This window comes from Agrobacterium sp. ICMP 6402, assembly GCF_009498615.1.
Taxonomy (GTDB): Bacteria; Pseudomonadota; Alphaproteobacteria; order Rhizobiales; family Rhizobiaceae; genus Agrobacterium; species Agrobacterium burrii.
Map to the genome: position 1 here is coordinate 1 of NZ_QSNV01000015.1, position 16,617 is coordinate 16,617.

The 16,617-nt window shown below is 58.9% G+C and carries 11 protein-coding genes and 2 pseudogenes; 7 read left to right on the plus strand and 6 right to left on the minus strand.

The window, feature by feature from the left end; all coding sequences use genetic code 11:
- Positions 1-138 precede the first annotated feature (138 nt).
- Positions 139-1,740 (minus strand): hypothetical protein, encoded by a 1,602-nt coding sequence (locus tag DXT96_RS25230; RefSeq protein WP_153516990.1) that lies wholly within the window; start codon positions 1,738-1,740, stop codon positions 139-141.
- Positions 1,741-1,859: 119 nt separating this feature from the next.
- On the minus strand, positions 1,860-2,330 hold the full coding sequence (locus DXT96_RS25235) for a GNAT family N-acetyltransferase (RefSeq protein WP_153516991.1): 471 nt from the start codon (positions 2,328-2,330) through the stop codon (positions 1,860-1,862).
- A 139-nt stretch (positions 2,331-2,469) separates the two neighbouring features.
- Between DXT96_RS25235 and DXT96_RS25240 the strand changes: the two genes are divergently transcribed.
- From DXT96_RS25240 to DXT96_RS25250, 3 genes are read left to right on the plus strand one after another with little or no spacing between them, the layout of a single operon-like run.
- Positions 2,470-3,432, plus strand: a complete 963-nt coding sequence (locus DXT96_RS25240; protein WP_153516992.1) for a GNAT family N-acetyltransferase — start codon at positions 2,470-2,472, stop codon at positions 3,430-3,432.
- Positions 3,433-3,447: 15 nt separating this feature from the next.
- Entirely contained in the window at positions 3,448-3,921 is a 474-nt protein-coding gene (locus DXT96_RS25245) for a hypothetical protein (protein ID WP_153516993.1), read from the plus strand.
- 41 nt (positions 3,922-3,962) lie between these two features.
- The gene (locus DXT96_RS25250) at positions 3,963-4,892 is read left to right on the plus strand and encodes a toll/interleukin-1 receptor domain-containing protein (RefSeq protein WP_174113216.1); all 930 of its coding nucleotides are present in this window, start codon (positions 3,963-3,965) and stop codon (positions 4,890-4,892) included.
- 27 nt (positions 4,893-4,919) lie between these two features.
- Here the strand turns inward: DXT96_RS25250 and DXT96_RS25255 are convergent.
- A pseudogene (locus DXT96_RS25255) lies at positions 4,920-5,504 on the minus strand (BID domain-containing protein); the annotation flags it as partial.
- Positions 5,505-5,808: 304 nt separating this feature from the next.
- On the opposite strand from DXT96_RS25255, the gene DXT96_RS25260 reads away from it, so the two are divergent.
- From DXT96_RS25260 to DXT96_RS25275, 4 genes and pseudogenes are all read left to right on the plus strand, one after another.
- Complete coding sequence (locus DXT96_RS25260; RefSeq protein ID WP_153516995.1) at positions 5,809-6,405, plus strand: DUF6088 family protein; 597 nt, start codon at positions 5,809-5,811, stop codon at positions 6,403-6,405.
- Between the two features lie 248 nt (positions 6,406-6,653).
- Positions 6,654-7,640: an AAA family ATPase gene (locus DXT96_RS25265; RefSeq protein WP_153516996.1), complete on the plus strand. Its 987-nt coding sequence runs from the start codon at positions 6,654-6,656 to the stop codon at positions 7,638-7,640.
- A 3-nt stretch (positions 7,641-7,643) separates the two neighbouring features.
- Positions 7,644-10,154, plus strand: coding sequence for a S8 family peptidase (locus DXT96_RS25270; protein ID WP_153516997.1), 2,511 nt, complete (start codon positions 7,644-7,646; stop codon positions 10,152-10,154).
- 286 nt (positions 10,155-10,440) lie between these two features.
- A pseudogene (locus DXT96_RS25275) lies at positions 10,441-10,650 on the plus strand (HU family DNA-binding protein); the annotation flags it as partial.
- On the opposite strand, the gene DXT96_RS25280 reads toward DXT96_RS25275, so the two are convergent.
- The 3 genes from DXT96_RS25280 to DXT96_RS25290 form a co-directional block, all read right to left on the minus strand.
- Entirely contained in the window at positions 10,650-14,255 is a 3,606-nt protein-coding gene (locus DXT96_RS25280) for an ABC transporter ATP-binding protein (protein ID WP_153516998.1), read from the minus strand. The pseudogene DXT96_RS25275 and the gene DXT96_RS25280 overlap by 1 nt on opposite strands.
- A gap of 83 nt (positions 14,256-14,338) precedes the next feature.
- On the minus strand, positions 14,339-15,787 hold the full coding sequence (locus tag DXT96_RS25285; RefSeq protein WP_174113218.1) for an ABC transporter ATP-binding protein: 1,449 nt from the start codon (positions 15,785-15,787) through the stop codon (positions 14,339-14,341).
- Positions 15,787-16,551 (minus strand): ABC transporter permease, encoded by a 765-nt coding sequence (locus tag DXT96_RS25290; protein ID WP_246670659.1) that lies wholly within the window; start codon positions 16,549-16,551, stop codon positions 15,787-15,789. The genes DXT96_RS25285 and DXT96_RS25290 overlap by 1 nt, the downstream gene beginning before the upstream one ends.
- Between the last annotated feature and the right edge of the window lie 66 nt (positions 16,552-16,617).

The window sequence follows — 16,617 nt, forward strand, 5'->3', positions numbered from 1 at the left end:
AGGAGCCGAGTGCCCGAATTGGGCTCGCTCGGATCTGTCCGGGGGGCGCTCAGAAATGGGCGTCCCTACCGGGAACGAAAGTCAGTTTCACTCTTTGAACTCCTCCCGATAGAGCAGCCCCGCTCAAGAAGGCTTTCTTCATTTGCCAAGTGGCAAAGGTATTCCCATATTGGCGAGCTTCAACACCAGTGCCTCCCGCGTTATCGGTGCATCATATCGCCACTCCAACAGGCGCACGTTGTTCGCTCCCAAGAGCAGTCGCTTTCGTTCATCTCGAAGTTGCGCATTTTTGAAGCCTTCCTCGCCACCGAACAGTGCGACCGGCTCGTAATGCTGATGACCCTGATACTCGATCGCCAAGTTTATCTCCGGAATGTATATGTCGATCGACTGCCTGCCGAGGAACAACGGACGCCATTGGTGCTTGGCGTTTGGCCAAAGCTTCCGAAGGAGGTCGAGGAGGGCGATTTCGGAAATCCGTCCGCTCGCACCGATCTCCGGTATAGATCGATCACGGCGGAACGCGTCCTCTGCCAACGCCATATGCCCAGCGAGCAGGCTCTCAACGTTATTGAAGCCGACATCGATGTTTACCGCGAAGATCCGGCCGCGAGGTGCGGAAGAGTTGGTGAACTGAGCCTGATATGCTCGGTATACCGGCCAGTCCGACGCGGGAGGCGGCACCGGGATCATTCCTTGGCCGTAGTCCCGATCAAATCGAATTAGTTTCGAAAGGACAGGCGGGTCGTCCTGCAGTTCCTGATCAAAGTAGACGATGAATGTGTCGAACTCGTCGAGCAGGCGGCCAGAGATCAGCGATGCCGCCGCATGCTTGCGAGCGATCAGCCTGACATCGTCGGCCCGGATCTCGCGGTCCGTCAGAAATTTCAGATATATGACCTCGTCCAAAAGCGCTTCGCGGTCACGCCCCGGGATGGCGTCGACAAGATCCATCGCCTCAGAGAGCCGGTTCGCTTCCGTTAAGTTCAGAACTTGTTGCCACCTGGGGTCTGGATCCCAAGGGGGCGCGGACTTCACGTCCGGAAGGTCTTTCGGAAGCCCTTTGCCGTCGACACCCTGGAACTGATCGCCCAAAGCCCGTGCCTGCCAGCTATATCCGCGCGCCCGGTTATTGTCCCGCCAGATCCTTTCCAAGGGGGTGTCCGTACCGCTGGGCCACTGGGCGCTTTTGCGCTCCGCATCGAAGCCAGACTTTGCCGGATCGCCGAACAGACCTTCTCCGATCGTCTCGACCAGCCGTTCGAATAACCTGACATCATCGGGCCGAGTCCCAACCGAGACGAGAACGTGGCCGGCTCCGGAAATCTGTTGTGAAAGGAAGGTAGCGTGCGAAGCTAAATCGATGGCGCGACGGCGTCGCGCGCCAGGTCCCTCAAGGAAATGGAGCCTGTGAGTGACATCATCGGGAAACCTTGGGTATACAAGCCGGACGGAGGTAAATTCCTTCAGCGTCCGCTTCTTTGACGGCGGCTCGAAACCGTATTTATCCAGAAGTTCTCCGCAGAGCATCGACAGTGAGGCGAAGTGGGACGCGGCGTTGCTTCCCGGCTCTCGCTTTGCCGCCAAGGTTGCGTAGAGCTTCTGCCACTTAGATAGGTCCGCCCGATAAAACTCTCGGCTCATTCGGTTTGTGAGCGAAAGCTCGTGGAGTTTCGCTTTCTCGCGGAATTCGTCGAGGCCGGCTTGTCCCTTGTCGACCGGAGGCGGTTTCAAGTTCATGCGTTCGATTTCCGCATCAGTTCAGGACCGAATTTTGCACCACGCCCTCGGATTTGTCGATCAGGTGAGAACTCGGGAACGCCTGCTGCGCAAGCTCGACCTGCGCCGGGCCTATTCCCTTAATCAACCTTACGAACATAGTGAAATGCAGGAAGTCCCGACACCTCATCAGTTATTGCGATCGGTGTCTTTGAGATCGCAACCTCAGCCACGTGCCGCGACGCGTGATTGTCCTCCCCGATTACCGCTTCGACGTGGAACTTTCTGATATTCGCCCGGGAAAATCCGTTTTTCAGCTCAGCTATTGCGGCCTCAACGATACGTTTTGCACGTCCTTGATTTCTGTAGGCTTCGGGTACGGCATAACCCATGTGAAAACATGGAACCCCTTCTATTGGGCTGGAAACCACAAACATCGCGAGCGCGGTCACCGTCCGGCCGGCAAGCGTGACATATGTGAACCGAGGCTCGCCGTTGGGATGATCGAGCAGCACATACATCTCTGGATTCAGCTCGCAGCGTTGCAATCGTATTTCACCGCTTGAAAGCGCGGTCTGGAACGATTTTAGGACATCCGAGGGATCAGTCATTTGGGGCACGGGCAATCCTCTGCTGCGTCGGATCATGGGCTATTATTTAGCACTGCCACTATGCGATGAAGCATCCCAAGTATACAACGGCAAGAGGCGGGAATGCAGCGGTGATGCTGCAAAGATTTGAGGGCGCGGGATGCTTCAATGGGTCATATTAATTGTCATTGCGGCTGGCGCAGGTAAGGCCCTTTCTTACTCGGCGACGCTGCAAGAAGCAGGCGCACTCATGGCCGAAAAGCATGGGCTACGTGTACAACCGATCCAGTACCAGAATACGCTGACGCCACCTTGGCTCACGAATTTCACCATCGCTGTATGGGTTGCGTTGTTCGCTGATGCAGCGTGGGTTTGGTATTTGAATGGCTGGCAACAAGGCGTCGGTGCTCTGGCAGCGGCGATTATCCTGCCCGCCATGTTTCAAGCCGTGTTACCCCCACGCCGTGGCTCAGATATATTCCTGAGGAATGCTTTCCACACCATGATAAATCGCCAAGCGGATTATGAACGTGACGGCGATCAGGCCCGCGCGCAAGCGATGGCTATCAACGTCGAACTCTTGCTGGCAACGCGACCTGACCTGCTTGATGCCTTCAAACAAAAGGGAAGTGTAGGCATGCAGGATGATGCCCTCGCCACGTGCGCGCCCGGTGAACTGCCGAAAGATAGCCTCGCAAGATTTGTGGAACTGATCCGTGGAGGCGGCGCTATTCCTGCTGATCCGGCCAAAGTCGAAAAGCGCCTCCTGAATGCAAAGGCTCTTGTCTACCTACAGCGTGGTGGAACGATTGTTGGCATTGCAGCTCTGAAAATCCCTGTCGAAAGCTACAGAGCGCGGATAGGTGAAAGCGCCGGGTTTCCGATCCCTGAAAAAGATTATCCTTACGAGCTGGGCTACGTCGTCGTGGATGCGTCAACTCAGGGTCAGAACTTGTCCTCGAAACTGGTGAACGCAGTTGTTGCTTTAGCAGCTGGCGAGCGCTTGTTTGCAACCACCTCAAGCGCGGCCATGCACAAGGTATTGCCACGAGTTGGCTTTGTGAAAAGCGGCCACGAATATGAAAACGACAAGGGTGAAACGCTCACATTGTATGTCCGATAATCAGAGGAGGGGTATATGGATGACTACCGGAAATTGCTCGTCTTAGGCGTAAATGAGGCAGTTAAGCAGGGCAGAATATCCCTTGAGGCGCCGCTTGGTGATGCTCCGACCGACGAGGATGGTCACCTGTTTGCCGGTCTTGCCGGATTTCCGTCCGTGGTACTCTGGAATAGTATCAGCGTGGGAGAGCTGCGCGTTTCGGTCTGGTGGAACTACGACCATTCGAAACATCCTCAGGCAGAATCCTTAGGGAATGCTCGCGAGACGTTCAGTCTCAGCAAGCCGCTAGCGAAGCGAGCCCATTACCCGAAATTTGTAGGCGCGACCGCCAGCGCCTGGCTTGAGCGGAAAACCGGGAAGCACCTTCAGGGACATGGCAAGCACAATGTATTCGACACCTATCTTCGGGCTGACATGAAGGAAAAGCTTTGTGCAGTTCCCGATCCAAAACCCGAAGGCTATGAAGCGGAGGGGCAGTTCTTCCTGTAGATTTCGCTCGGATATCACACTGGCCTTGGAAGGAGATGGGCATGGCGAAAAAATACGACGTATTTATCAGTCACGCCTCGCCCGACAAAGACAGCTTTGTTCGACCCTTTGCTGAGGCTTTGCGCCGACTAGGAGTCAACGTCTGGTACGACGAGTTCTCTATTGGCCTTGGTGACAGCATAGCCGGGGCGATCGACAAGGGTATGGCTCAGTCTGCCTTTGGTATCGTGGTCATCAGTCCTTCATTCGTCGATCGGAAATGGACGCAGCACGAACTACACGCGCTAATTGGACTCAACGTGGAGGAAGACCGAAAAATTGTGCCGATTTGGCTAGGTGTGACCAGAGCTGACGTGGCTGCGATCAGGCCATCTCTGGCAGACAAGATGGCAATCGACACTCAGCACATCGACGCCGACGAGGCAGCGATACAAATTCTTCGCCTCGTTAGGCCTGATCTTTACAGCCTGCATCCCCGTGCCGAACTCGAAGAAATGGCGAGTGGTGTGACGCTCCAAAAACTCCAGGATGAGATTGAAGAGCTGCGTGATCAAATGGAGGACTTGCAGGAACAAATCGAAGAATACCAATGCCCGTATTGTGGGTCTGGTCTGTCGGACAGAATTCAAGCCCCGGCCGACCCCGAAGAAAAACATTGGGACATGAGGGAAACGTTTGAGTGCGGATTTCAACGCTTCGGCGGAACCGTTGAGAGCCTATGCACCAAGGACCCACGATTTCCCAAATTTGGGGATTACGAAATAATCTGTTCTGCGCCACAGACGGAGCGGGATCAATGGCAGTGCCACGCTCGACCAAGGACTGAGATGGCCAGGAAGGTGGCGATCCAAAGCTCTTGGGGAAAAACGCAAGACGAGGCCCGCCACAGACTGGAACTGAACTACGAATATCGCGCTGGCAAGATCAACAACCGCGAATGGAACGATAGATTGTTTAGCCTTGGCGGCTGATGGCGGTGTTGGTGGCCATGATCCCTGCTATCGGCTCAGTCCAAGCCCCTGTGACCGGGTGAGCTGCTGTTTGAGCACATGGTCATGGGTCAGCTCGGCCATGCGCGTGCGTTCCACCATGCGGGCAATGGTCTTGATCTGCTCGGCCTGCTTCGCCAGCTCCGGACGCTGCTCCAGTTCCTTGGCGAAGTTACGAGGGTCTGAATGACCGAACCGGCGCGTGAGCGCATTGGCGACCAGTTTGGCGTCCTCGAGCGCGGTCTGGCCATCGGGAGACGATCGCAGCGCCTCGATAAACTGACCGCGTTTCTCGACCGGGGTCTTATCCATCTGAGCGATGATTTCGGCGCTACGCGGCGAGAGGCCGGGAACCTCGACAACATCGCGTTTTTCGCGCTGCCACTGCTCGGATTTCCGCTCCTCTCCTAGGCGCCACTCCCACCCTTCAGCAGAACTACCGATATGCGTGGCAACCGCTTTTGCATAATGCAGGGCGGCCTGCCGCTCCTTGTTATCACCAAACAGGCCAGACTTGCCGCGAAGGTCTCCGAACCGCTCAGGCTGCTCGGCCATGGTCTTCGCTATCACCTTGCCATTGCCTTCCTTCTCCATGGAGCGGTCCTTCTTCTTTGTGGCGTTTCAACACGACCACGTTAGGCACTTGATGCCGTTTGAGAAGGGCCGTTCCACCTCATCAGCTTCGAGCCGACAGGGCCTGCCTGGAGTGCGCGACGGGTCTTCCTGAGTTGGTTCCAACGTGGGGGATTGATATTCACCAATGTCCTATGTTTCCGAATGTCAGTGTGGCAGGGGTCCGCTCCGTTGCAGCCGTTGAACAGGGAGCTTGCATGTCAGAAAAAGATACGCTATTTTCTGACAGATGAAAAGTGCTGCGACATCAGTTTCTAATCAGATTATGAAGCGTGCCCGTGCCGGCGGACGCGGCGGCGTTTTCACGCCCAGTGATTTCCTGGACGTGGCCGCGCGGTCGGCCGTCGACCAAGCCCTTTCCCGGTTGGCAAAGAGTGGAAAGCTTCGGCGCCTGACGCGAGGCTTGTACGACTTCCCGAAGGTCCATCCGCAACTTGGCCCGCTGTCGCCGACCCCTGACGATGTCGCGCAAGCGTTGGCGCGGGAGACAGGATCCCAGGTACAGATCGCCGGTGCCCGCGCAGCGAACGCCCTTGGCCTGTCAACACAGGTCCCGGCGCAGAGCATCTATCTGACTGATGGCCCGTCGCGCCGTGTTGTGCTCGATAAGCGCGTCGTTGATCTGCGCCACGCTTCGCCCAAGCATCTTATTGCTCCGGGCAGTGCTGCCGGCACAGTTATCCAGGCCCTTCGTCACGTCGGGGCGATGCGTGCCGCCGACGTTGCGCAGATCGCCTCGCGTCGACTGTCGGCCAGCGACAAGAAGACGCTAGCATCCAATACGGTTCGGGCTCCCGCTTGGATGCGTTCGACGCTGGTCTCGATCGCCAACGCAGCAGCAGAGGCTGAGATCGATGGATAACCGTGTGAAGATGACCATTAAGCATATGCGGAGAGGTTACTCTCGTTACAGTCTCAAATGTTGGGAACTGTTGCTTCGTTTAAATTGCTTTTCGCTATGGCGATCAATAAACTCGATTTTAACCAGTTCTTGGGGAGAGGCGTGTATCTCTCGAAAGTGCCTAAAAGTCGCCGCGAGAGGATCACGATGACGCAAATGTGGACCCTTCAATCAGTAGGAGCTCGACCCATGAACCGAGCTCAGTCGTCATGACCACGGCGCAGCAGTTGATCTCGCTTCTGAAGAGCCACGTCGAAGGCGACGATGAGCAGTTCCTGACGATTGCATTGCAGGCTGCTGCGAGTGAGGCTCGCAGAGGCCATGGAAAGGTGGCTGTGCAACTGCGCGAGCTTGTCGATGCAGCGCGCGCCAACAAAGACCGTACCTCTGGGCGCAAGAAAGCCCCTGTTCCTATTGCGCAGCCACGCGGTGACCTCGCGAACCTGGTTGCGGTCCGCTACACTGACGTTCGGTTGTCGAGCATGATCCTTCCAGAAGAGCTCGAAGCTCGTTTGAAGCGCGTTATTCTCGAGCAGCGACAACAACATAAGCTTCGCAGCCATGGGCTCGCCCCACGGCGCAAATTGTTGCTCATCGGTCCCCCCGGATCCGGAAAGACAATGACCGCGGCTGCGCTCGCCGGTGAACTCCATACGCCGTTGTTCACTGTGCAACTCGATGGTTTGATGACGAAGTTCATGGGGGAGACCGCCTCGAAGTTGCGGCTTGTGTTCTCCGCCATGGCTGAAACCAAAGGCGTCTACTTCTTCGACGAGTTCGATGCCATCGGCGCGAAGCGCGCGGAACGCAATGACGTGGGCGAGATCCGGCGTGTCCTCAATTCATTCCTTCAGTTCCTGGAAGAGGATGAGAGTGACGGTCTGGTGGTGGCGGCGACCAATCACCCGGAATTGCTCGATCCAGCGCTCTTTCGGCGGTTCGATGACGTCATCGAGTATGCATTGCCGAGCGTTGAGGTCGCGACCGGGATTTTGCAGGCGCGCCTTTCCAGCTTCGACACCCGGGATATCAACTGGACAAAAGCGGTTACAGATGCTGCGGGTTTGAGCCAGGCCGAGATTGCCCGCGCTGCGGCCGACGCCGCGAAACTCGTCGTCCTGTCCGACCGGGACCGCATCACCCAGAACGATCTGTCCCTCGCGATAGCCGAACGCAAAGGAGCGGCGTCGCAATAATCGATGGCAGAAGAACCACCGCGTCCACTCCCACACGTTTATTTGCCCGGTCACGGGAACATCCAGGACTACACCGCCAGAGGCGGAGGTGGCGGCACAACCGTTCCGGCGCGCGATAGGGCTCAGCATGCTGTAAAGCTGACAGAAGCCCTTACCCGCGCGGTGGCAGACGCGGAAGCGCAATTGAGAGCTCGCGAGCCCGACCTTGCGGGTGGAACGCCAGGTTTCTATCTTGAGTTCGAACTCCCTTCATCCCAGAGCGAGATCGTCGATAAGCTCGAAAACCGGCAGGGCAAGTTTCCGATCGAACTTGTTAGCGTTCGCCCGTTAGGAGAGGGAGGGAACTCAATCGCCGCCACTGTCTTCGTCCCCGAACGCCAGCGCGATTATTACCTCAAGAAGGTGGCCGAATATCGCGACCAGGACCGGATCCAACGGATCGAGGTCGACGGTGAGATCGTCGAAAAAAACAACGGACCCAAGAATGAAGTGCTCGTAGCCTCGCTTGAGACCGCGCGCCTTGCCGTGGCCAGATCCCTCTATACGGATGACGAGGCGTTCTTTCCGGTGCCCGGTACGGCCGTCTGGTGGGAGGTCTGGCTGCGTCTCGGGACCAGAGACACCTTTGCGGCTGCGGCTGAGCGACTGGAGCTGCCGGTGCGTGAACACGCCCTGCAGTTTCCGGAGCGGGAGGTGTTGATCGTCCACGCGAGCGCCGAAACCCTCGGGCGGATCATTGCGCACACCGACACGATCGCAGAGCTCAGAACCGCTCGTGATACACCCGCCTTCTTTATGGAAATGGACGGCGCCGAGCAACGCGCCTGGGCCGCGGAGACGGCAGATCGCATCGTAGCCAACAATGGCGACGGACCCGCCGTCTGCCTTCTCGATTCAGGCTCTACCCGACGTCACCCTTTGATCCTCCCGGCGCTCTCAGCAGTGGATCAGCAGGCATTCGATCCCGGCTGGAACGTCGAAGACACGAGCAATCAGGGGCACGGCGGCCATGGGACCCAGCTTTCCGGCGTTGCCATTTATGGTGACCTGAGCGATGTTCTCGCCGGAGCCGGGCAGATCATCCTGACGCACCGGCTGGAGTCGGTAAAGATTCTGCCCGACCATGGTGCAAATGACCCCGATCTCTTCGGCGCCATCACCGCCCAATCAATCGCCCGTGCCGAAATCGTCGCACCGAACCGGCCTCGCGCCATCTGCCTTGCCCTGACCAGCGATGGCGATCACTGGCGCGGCCGTCCGTCGTCATGGTCTGCAGCTCTCGACGCACTCGCCTATGGCGCCGACAATGCGCGGCGCCTGATTGCAGTCTCCGCCGGCAACATTCGTGAGGATATCCATCAGAACGATTATCTCGTCCGCAACGATATCACGCCGATCGAAAGCCCTGCCCAGGCGTGGAATGTGCTGACGGTCGGAGCATTTACCGAGAAGACGACAATCACCGACCCTGTCTTCAACGGATGGGGTGTCATGGCCCAGGTCGGCGATCTCATGCCACGTAGCCGTACCTCCGTCACTTGGAACCACGATTGGCCCCTCAAACCCGATGTCGTCTTCGAGGGTGGCAATCTGGGCGTAGATCCGGCGACGCTCATTGGTGATCACCTTGACGATCTCGCGCTGCTGACGACCTATCGGACGCCTGAGCACCGGGCGTTCACGACGACCGGCGAGACCAGCGCAGCAACTGCGCTCGCGGCAAGGATGGGCGCGCAGATCCTGGCTCAGCGTCGCACTCTGTGGCCTGAAACGGTCAGGGCGCTGATCGTCCATTCGGCCGAATGGACACCGACGATGAAAGCCCATCTGGGCGGGATCAACAAGAATGCCTTGATGCGGCGTTACGGTTTCGGGGTTCCATCACTGGTGCGCGCCCTTGGAAGTCTCGATAACGATGTCACCATGGTCATCGAGAACGAGATGCAACCATTCAAGACCGTGGGCAGCAAGATCGAGACCAAGGACATGGTCCTGCACGCGCTTCCCTGGCCAACAGAGGAACTCGAGGCTCTTGGTGAAACCCAGGTCCAGTTGCGGATCACGCTCAGCTATTTCATTGAGCCCAATCCTGGGGAGCGTGGCCAAACACGCCGTCACAGCTACGCTTCGCATGGATTGCGGTTTGCGTTGAAACCGGGCGACGAGCGCCCCGATGTCTTCTTGCGTCGCATCAATGCCGCGGCCGGGGCCAGGCCGCCGGCAAGGGCGGCGGGAGACGCAGGCTGGACGCTTGGTCCCGTTCTTCGCAATCGGGGATCGCTGCATGGGGATATCTGGGAGGGAAACGCCGTCGAGCTCTCCCAGCGTGACGCTATCGCCATCTATCCGACTGGCGGATGGTGGCGGGAGAATACCGGTCAGAGAAGGGGTAATACAGCGGTTCGTTACGCGCTTGTCGCAACGTTACGAACTGCGGCTGATGTCGATCTCTACACCCCGATCAGCACCCCCATCCTTCCAGAGGTGGCGCCCGAAATTCTGATTGAGACTTAGACCCTCCCGCATGGGGGGCATTGGACCGTGTACGTCCCAGACGAGGTGGCCTTCCGGTCAGTCAACCGACTCGGCAGCTCATATGGGCGGGTTCCGGCCCCACCGCCTTGAAGGAGAGATGTGTGGCTTTCCCCAACTGATCGGGCACGCGTGTGCACGTCAGATATCGACGGCTCCGGGCCAGTGGAGGCGGCTGATCCGGCCTTGTTCGATGACACCGGTACGGCCGCACACGACGCACTGAAACCTTCCCAGACTGGCGAAAGTGCCATGAGGATGTCCCCATATGACCACCACCAATGAAATCGCCGACAAGATCGCAGCCGAACAAAACCTCACCAAGGCGCAGGCCAAGACGATCGTCGAAAGCGTCTTTAAACAGATCACCGACGCGGCGCTTGCTGGCGCTGAAACGTCGATCCCGTCGTTTGGAAAGTTCAAGCTGAAGGACACTCCGGAGCGTGAAGGCCGCAATCCGGCAACCGGAGCGACCATTCACTGACCCGCAAGCGCTGCGTATTCGACCTGAGCCAATCCAACGGACTGATGGTCGATTAACTCAGCATAGAAGCCGCCAAGGTTCATCAGGTCTCGGTGTTGTCCCCGCTCGACGATCCGGCCATCACGCATCACCAGGATTTGGTCGGCTGCCCGGATCGTCGATAGCCGGTGGGCTATGATAAGTGTTGTCCGATCGACCATAAGCTCATCGAGCGCGGCTCGAACATGAGCTTCGCTCGCAGCGTCAAGGTGGGAAGTCGCCTCATCGAGGATCAGAACGGGCGCATTCTTGAGGAATGCCCGGGCGATGGATATCCGCTGTCTTTGTCCCCCGGATAGCTGGACGCCCCGCTCTCCAACAGGCGTTTCGAGGCCAGCTGGCAGTGACGCAACAAAATCCGTGAGAGCTGCCCGCTGGATGGCGAGGTCCAGGTCGTCCTGAGTGGCATCTGGACGAGCGAGCCGAATGTTTTCAGCTAACGTCGCATTGAAGAGGTATGTGTCCTGGGCGACGAGCGCGATATGTTCGCGGAGACTGTCGAGCGTGATTTCGCGCAGGTTATGACCGTCGATTGTAATGCGTCCCTGCTGAGGATCCCAAAAGCGGAGCACCAGGTTTGCGATCGTCGTCTTGCCAGCTCCCGACGAGCCGACGAGTGCGATCCGCGCGCCGGCCGGAACCTTGAAGTCAATCTCCTCGAGCACGGTCGATCCCGCATTGTCGTAGGAGAAGGAGACGTTCGAAAATTCAAGTTCCGATCCGCCGGTAGAATCCGGCAGGAGCTTCGGACCATCGACAACCGGAATGGGTTCGACATGGACGGCATGGACGCGGCGCGTCGATGCGATGGAGTCTGCGAGCTGTCGCGCGGCCTGTGCCAGTTCCGATACGGGCAGGAAGGCTGCAGAAGACAGCAGGGCGACGAGCGGCAGAAGCGTTGGCTCGAACGCATGGCTATGGATCATGAAGGCCGCAGTGACGAGCACTGCCGCTGATCCGAGAGCGGAAACCACCTCTTGCTTGGCGGTCTGGAACGAAAGGTCCGCATTGAGCGCCACCCTCGTGCGCTGATACTCCGCAGTCTGGTCGTGAAACGCCTTCCGGCGCGCAGTAACTGCGCGAAACGCAATGAGTTCGCCCATGCCTTGCACGGTGTCGACGACGAAGGCGTTGAGTCCGCCCAGTTCGGCGCGAGCCTGGCCGCCAAGAGCATCCACTTTGCGGCGCTCGAACACCGGTGCGAGGGCCGCATAGATCAGGAATGGCAACAGCACGAGCGCCGTTGGCCAGGCAATGAAGGCGAGAGCGATCAGAACGGTTAGTGGTATAAGGAGCGCCACCATCGTCGGCGCCACGACGTGAGCAAAGAAGTATTCGACCGTCTCGACGTCCTGCGTCCCGAGCGAAACGAGATCGCCGGAGCGCCGCTTCAGGAGATAGGCGGGCGCAAGCTTTTCCAGTGCATAGTAGAGATCGACACGCATCTGGGCGAGCAGTCTGTAGGCCATGTCGTGAGAGCGCCACGATTCATTCCATTGCAGGAACGCTGCCAAAGGCACCAGCGCCGCCATCCAGATAAGATACCACCCGAATGGGGTGCCCGTCTTGATTGCCGCCACCGTCAAAGCGCTCAGCGTGCTGACGCCGATCAAGGCATAGACGCGTCCCACGCCGGAGGTAACGGTCAGGATCAATTGCGTGCGCCACGGGCCGATCAGTTTGAACAGCGTTCCCAGTGTCTGAAATGAGGTCAGGCCTGCGGCAATTCTTTCCCCTTCGGTCAGCTGAGGTTTTGCCGAGGATGTCGTCACGATGGTTGTCGCGCGTTGTTGCTGCGGTGTGACGGCTTTGCCGAAGTCGAGCAGAGCGTCACTCTGGTTGAGCTCGATCTGTTCGGCCATGAGCTTGCGGTACGGGCCGTCACGCGCGATCAGTTCGGCATGTGTGCCGCTATCGGCAATGAGCCCATCGGACACCACCAGGATACGGTCAGCATCGATCACGCTCGACAGTCGATGCGCGAGCACAATGGTTGTCCTCTCCTTTGAGAGATCATCGAGAGCCTCCTGGATAATGCTTTCATTCTCGGCGTCGACCGATGAAAGTGCCTCATCGAGAACGAGGATGGGAGCGTCTCGCAAGACGGCACGGGCAATCGCTATTCGCTGTCGTTGGCCACCGGATAAGCGGAGGCCGCGTTCCCCAATAAGCGTTCGATAGCCTTGGGGCAGTGAAGCAATGAACTGGTGGGCGTTGGCTGCCTGCGCAGCCGCTTCCACCTGTTGCGGTGTCGCGTCGGGACGGGCGATGCGGATATTGTCTTCGACCGATCCGTAAAAAAGATAGGTATCCTGTTGCACCACGGCGATCTGATCGCGAATGTGATCGGCAGCAAGCGTTGTGACATCGTGCCCACCAATCCGGATCGTGCCGGCATCTGCGTCGTAGAACCGTAGCAGAAGCTTGACGATGGTCGATTTGCCCGAGCCACTGTAGCCGACAATGCCGATGCGCTCGCCGGCCTTGACGTCGAGAGATACGCCTTTGAGGGCTGCACCGCGTTCGTCCGAATAGCTGAACCGCACATTCTCGAACGATATAGACGGCTCGATATCCGGAGTGGCAGAGGTCTCGCGTGGCGGGCGCGGTGGTGTCGCCTGCAGCAGTGCCTTGATCCCAACAGCGGCTGCGTTGGCCATCATGCCCCGATGGAGGAGGGAGCGCAGATCGCGCAAGGGCCGGAACACCTCCGTCCCTGCCATCAGAACGATGAGCAAGGCCTCGATACTCATGTCTCCGTGGCTGACGCGCCATGCGCCAAGCGCGATGGCAGCCGCAGCGCCACCGGCGATGGCAAGGTCCGTGAATGCCCGGCTCATAAGGGCGGCTTGCAGTACGAACAGTGTGCTGTCGGCCAACTGGTTGGCTTTCAGGGCAAGCCGCTCGCCGAACGCGGCGCTCTGGCCAAACGCTTTGAGCGTTGGCAAGCCTTGCACGGCATCGAGAAAATCCGCGCCGAAAGCTTTGAAAGAACGCACGCGTCGCAGTGTCGACTGTTCGCCGATACGCTTCAGGATCACCGGAAAGATCAAGGCGAGAATAGCGGCCACCGAGATGACGGCAGCGACGGGGACATCCCAGAACGACAGGACCGCAAACAGCAGCACGGGCGCCAGAAAGGCGATGGCGACTTGTGGGATAAACTGGCCGAAAAACGCTTGGAGTTGTTCGACGCCATCGATTGTCGAAAGGGCGATGCTACCCGTCCGGCGCTCGGCGAGCCAGGCTGGTCCCAGACGAACGATCTGGTCGAAGAGGCTGAGCCGTACCCGGTCCTGAATAAGGGCTGCTGTACGGTGCGCCACCATCGCGCGCCAGTATTCAAGACCCATGCGCGACAGGATGACAGCGACGAGCACGACAATGGCAACCAACTGGTCGGCCAGTGGGGCGCCTTCGAACAGACGCGCGATCAGCCAGCCGAGGATGATGAACCTTGCGATGCCAAGCACCAGCGAAACAAATCCGAGGGCGATGGCAGCGGCGATACGGGCCCGGAAGCCCTTCGTCGCCGCCCAGAGTTGCGCGTCAAAATGCATGTTTATGTCCTAACGAGGCGTTTGTGGTCGTAGTGACAACTACGTTTACAATCTACACTACTGGTTAGGTAATGTCCATTACGTCAGGTGGGAAGAGTGCTCGGTCTCGATCTCGTGACATCGATCAACGTCGCCGGGGCGTTGTCATCCGCCACCATCAGCATACGGCGGTCCGCGATCGCCGTGCTCAGGTCCTGATCATGGGTGATGAGCAGGATGGCCAACTCATCCTCGTCGGCGACCTTGCGCAGGTGCCGTATAACCTGCTCCTGCACCGGAGGATCGAGGCGCGAGGTGGGTTCGTCGGCAATCAGCATCGTCGGCCTCATCGCAAGGATGCGAACAAGTGCCAGGCGCTGTGCTTCACCACCGCTGATCTGATGCGGGCGGCGATGAAGCAAGTCGTGACGCAGGCCAAAACGCTGCATCAATCCGTTGACCTCGTTGAACCCACGGTCGCCGTCTGGCAGGCGGCGCAGGTCTTCGAGGCTCCGCCCGAGGGATTGCCATGGCGCAAACACCCGCGTCGGATCCTGATGAAGTTTTTGAAGGGAGCCGCCGCGTTCGGCCGTCGGCCGCCGGATGATCCCCCCAAGTGGAGAGGTTTGACCAAGAAGCGTTCGGCCAAGAGTTGTCTTTCCGATACCGCTCTTGCCCAGGAGCGCCGAAATGTGCCCGGCATGGCAATGAAAATTCACGTCGTCCGCCAGAACTCGTTTGCCAATACCGATGCGCAGGTGATCGGTCTCGATCACTTTCGCAGTGGTTGACCGGGCATAGGGGCGGGGTTCCCAGGTTGCGGGGTCGCTGGCGATGTAACGACGCGCATAATCTGTGCGGGGACGGCTCAGGATCTCTTTCGCAGGACCGGATTCGATGATCGAGCGGTCATCGAGAAATGCGATCTGATCGGCCAGTGACCGGACGAGCGCGATATCGTGGGTGATGAGGAGGATCGCGCGACCGCTCTCCCGCAACGCGCTGAACACCTGCGCCACGATATCGCGCCGGTCTGCATCCAGCCCCTTGGTCGGTTCGTCCGCGAGGATGATACCGGCGCTGGTCACGGAGGCGATCGCCGCCATCACACGCTGGGCCATGCCACCGGACAGTTCGAACGGACGCTTGTCATGATGTTCAGCATCGAGTTGCATAGCCGAAAGTGCTGCGCTGGCCTCATGTGATCGTCGTGCAGAGCGAATTTGCTCGCCGACCTGAGACTTTGCGCTGAGCAGAGGCGCCAGCGCGTTGAGCGGCTCCTGCGGTAGCAGGAACAGATCTTTCGCCCATAGAGATCGAAGTGCAGTGCGGTCGGCGGCGTCATAGATGCGGCCGTTAACGATGATGCGGCCGGAGACCGAAACGCCGCTCGGAATAAGACCCATGATGGCACTGCCGATCAGGCTTTTGCCACTGCCTGTCTCCCCGAGGATAGCAAGTATCTCGCCAGCGGCGACGCTGAGCGAGATGTTTTCCACGATGACACGATCAGGTGTTGCGATCGTCAGTCGTTCGACAGCAAGGGTGCTCACTAGACGACCTCCTCGATACCCTGGCGACGGGCGCTGTAATATTCGCCGATCAGCGTTGCCGAGAGCGTGCAGATCAGAATGGCGCCAGCCGGAGCCAGCACCATGTGGGGATAGGTGCGGAAGAAGGTCATCGTGCTGGCGATCATCCCGCCCCATTCGGCATCCGGCGGACGAAGGCCTAGACCGAGGAAGCCGACCGAAGAGATCGTAAGGACATTGGCGCCGACGGTCAGGGCTCCCAAGGACGTAAGATAAGGGGCAATCGCCGGCAACACGTGGGTGCGGAAGATGTAGGCCGAACCGAATCCGAGCAGGCGGGAGGCTTCGACATGATCGGTGGCCAGTTCACGCGCGGTAATCGCAGCGGTAAGGCGGGCAAAGCCTGGCCACTGCGACATCCACAAGCCAAAAAGGATCGGACCGACACCGCCGCCCAGCAGACCCGAGACCAGGATCACGAACAGGAGACTGGGGCAGGCGATGATCACATCGGACAGCCGCATGATGACCTGCCGCGTCCAGCCGGTGCGGAACGCGGCCAGAAATCCGAGCGCAAGGCCGGTGGCCAGCGAGGCGACCACGCCGGCAAAGGCAATCCCCAGCGATACGCGTGTGCCCGCAATCAGCCGGGCTGCAATTGATCGACCAAGATTGTCTGCGCCCAGAAGGTATTCGGCAGACGGAGAAGCATAGGCTGCACCGAGATCCTGCCGGTTGGGGTCGACCGTCAGCAGGAGCGGCCCGAACAATCCCACCAGTAGCATCACAGCCAAAGGCATGAATCCAAAGAGCACGATCGACAGTGGCGGCATGCGCCGGGGCCTCATGGT

What these genes read in the sequence shown, in the direction of transcription:
- DXT96_RS25230 (WP_153516990.1), bottom strand. Translation starts at nt 1,740, where the DNA reads ATGAACTTGAAACCGCCTCCGGTCGACAAGGGACAAGCCGGCCTCGAC.
- DXT96_RS25235 (WP_153516991.1), bottom strand. Translation starts at nt 2,330, where the DNA reads ATGACTGATCCCTCGGATGTCCTAAAATCGTTCCAGACCGCGCTTTCA.
- DXT96_RS25240 (WP_153516992.1), top strand. Translation starts at nt 2,470, where the DNA reads ATGCTTCAATGGGTCATATTAATTGTCATTGCGGCTGGCGCAGGTAAG.
- DXT96_RS25245 (WP_153516993.1), top strand. Translation starts at nt 3,448, where the DNA reads ATGGATGACTACCGGAAATTGCTCGTCTTAGGCGTAAATGAGGCAGTT.
- DXT96_RS25250 (WP_174113216.1), top strand. Translation starts at nt 3,963, where the DNA reads ATGGCGAAAAAATACGACGTATTTATCAGTCACGCCTCGCCCGACAAA.
- DXT96_RS25260 (WP_153516995.1), top strand. Translation starts at nt 5,809, where the DNA reads ATGAAGCGTGCCCGTGCCGGCGGACGCGGCGGCGTTTTCACGCCCAGT.
- DXT96_RS25265 (WP_153516996.1), top strand. Translation starts at nt 6,654, where the DNA reads ATGACCACGGCGCAGCAGTTGATCTCGCTTCTGAAGAGCCACGTCGAA.
- DXT96_RS25270 (WP_153516997.1), top strand. Translation starts at nt 7,644, where the DNA reads ATGGCAGAAGAACCACCGCGTCCACTCCCACACGTTTATTTGCCCGGT.
- DXT96_RS25280 (WP_153516998.1), bottom strand. Translation starts at nt 14,255, where the DNA reads ATGCATTTTGACGCGCAACTCTGGGCGGCGACGAAGGGCTTCCGGGCC.
- DXT96_RS25290 (WP_246670659.1), bottom strand. Translation starts at nt 16,551, where the DNA reads ATGCTACTGGTGGGATTGTTCGGGCCGCTCCTGCTGACGGTCGACCCC.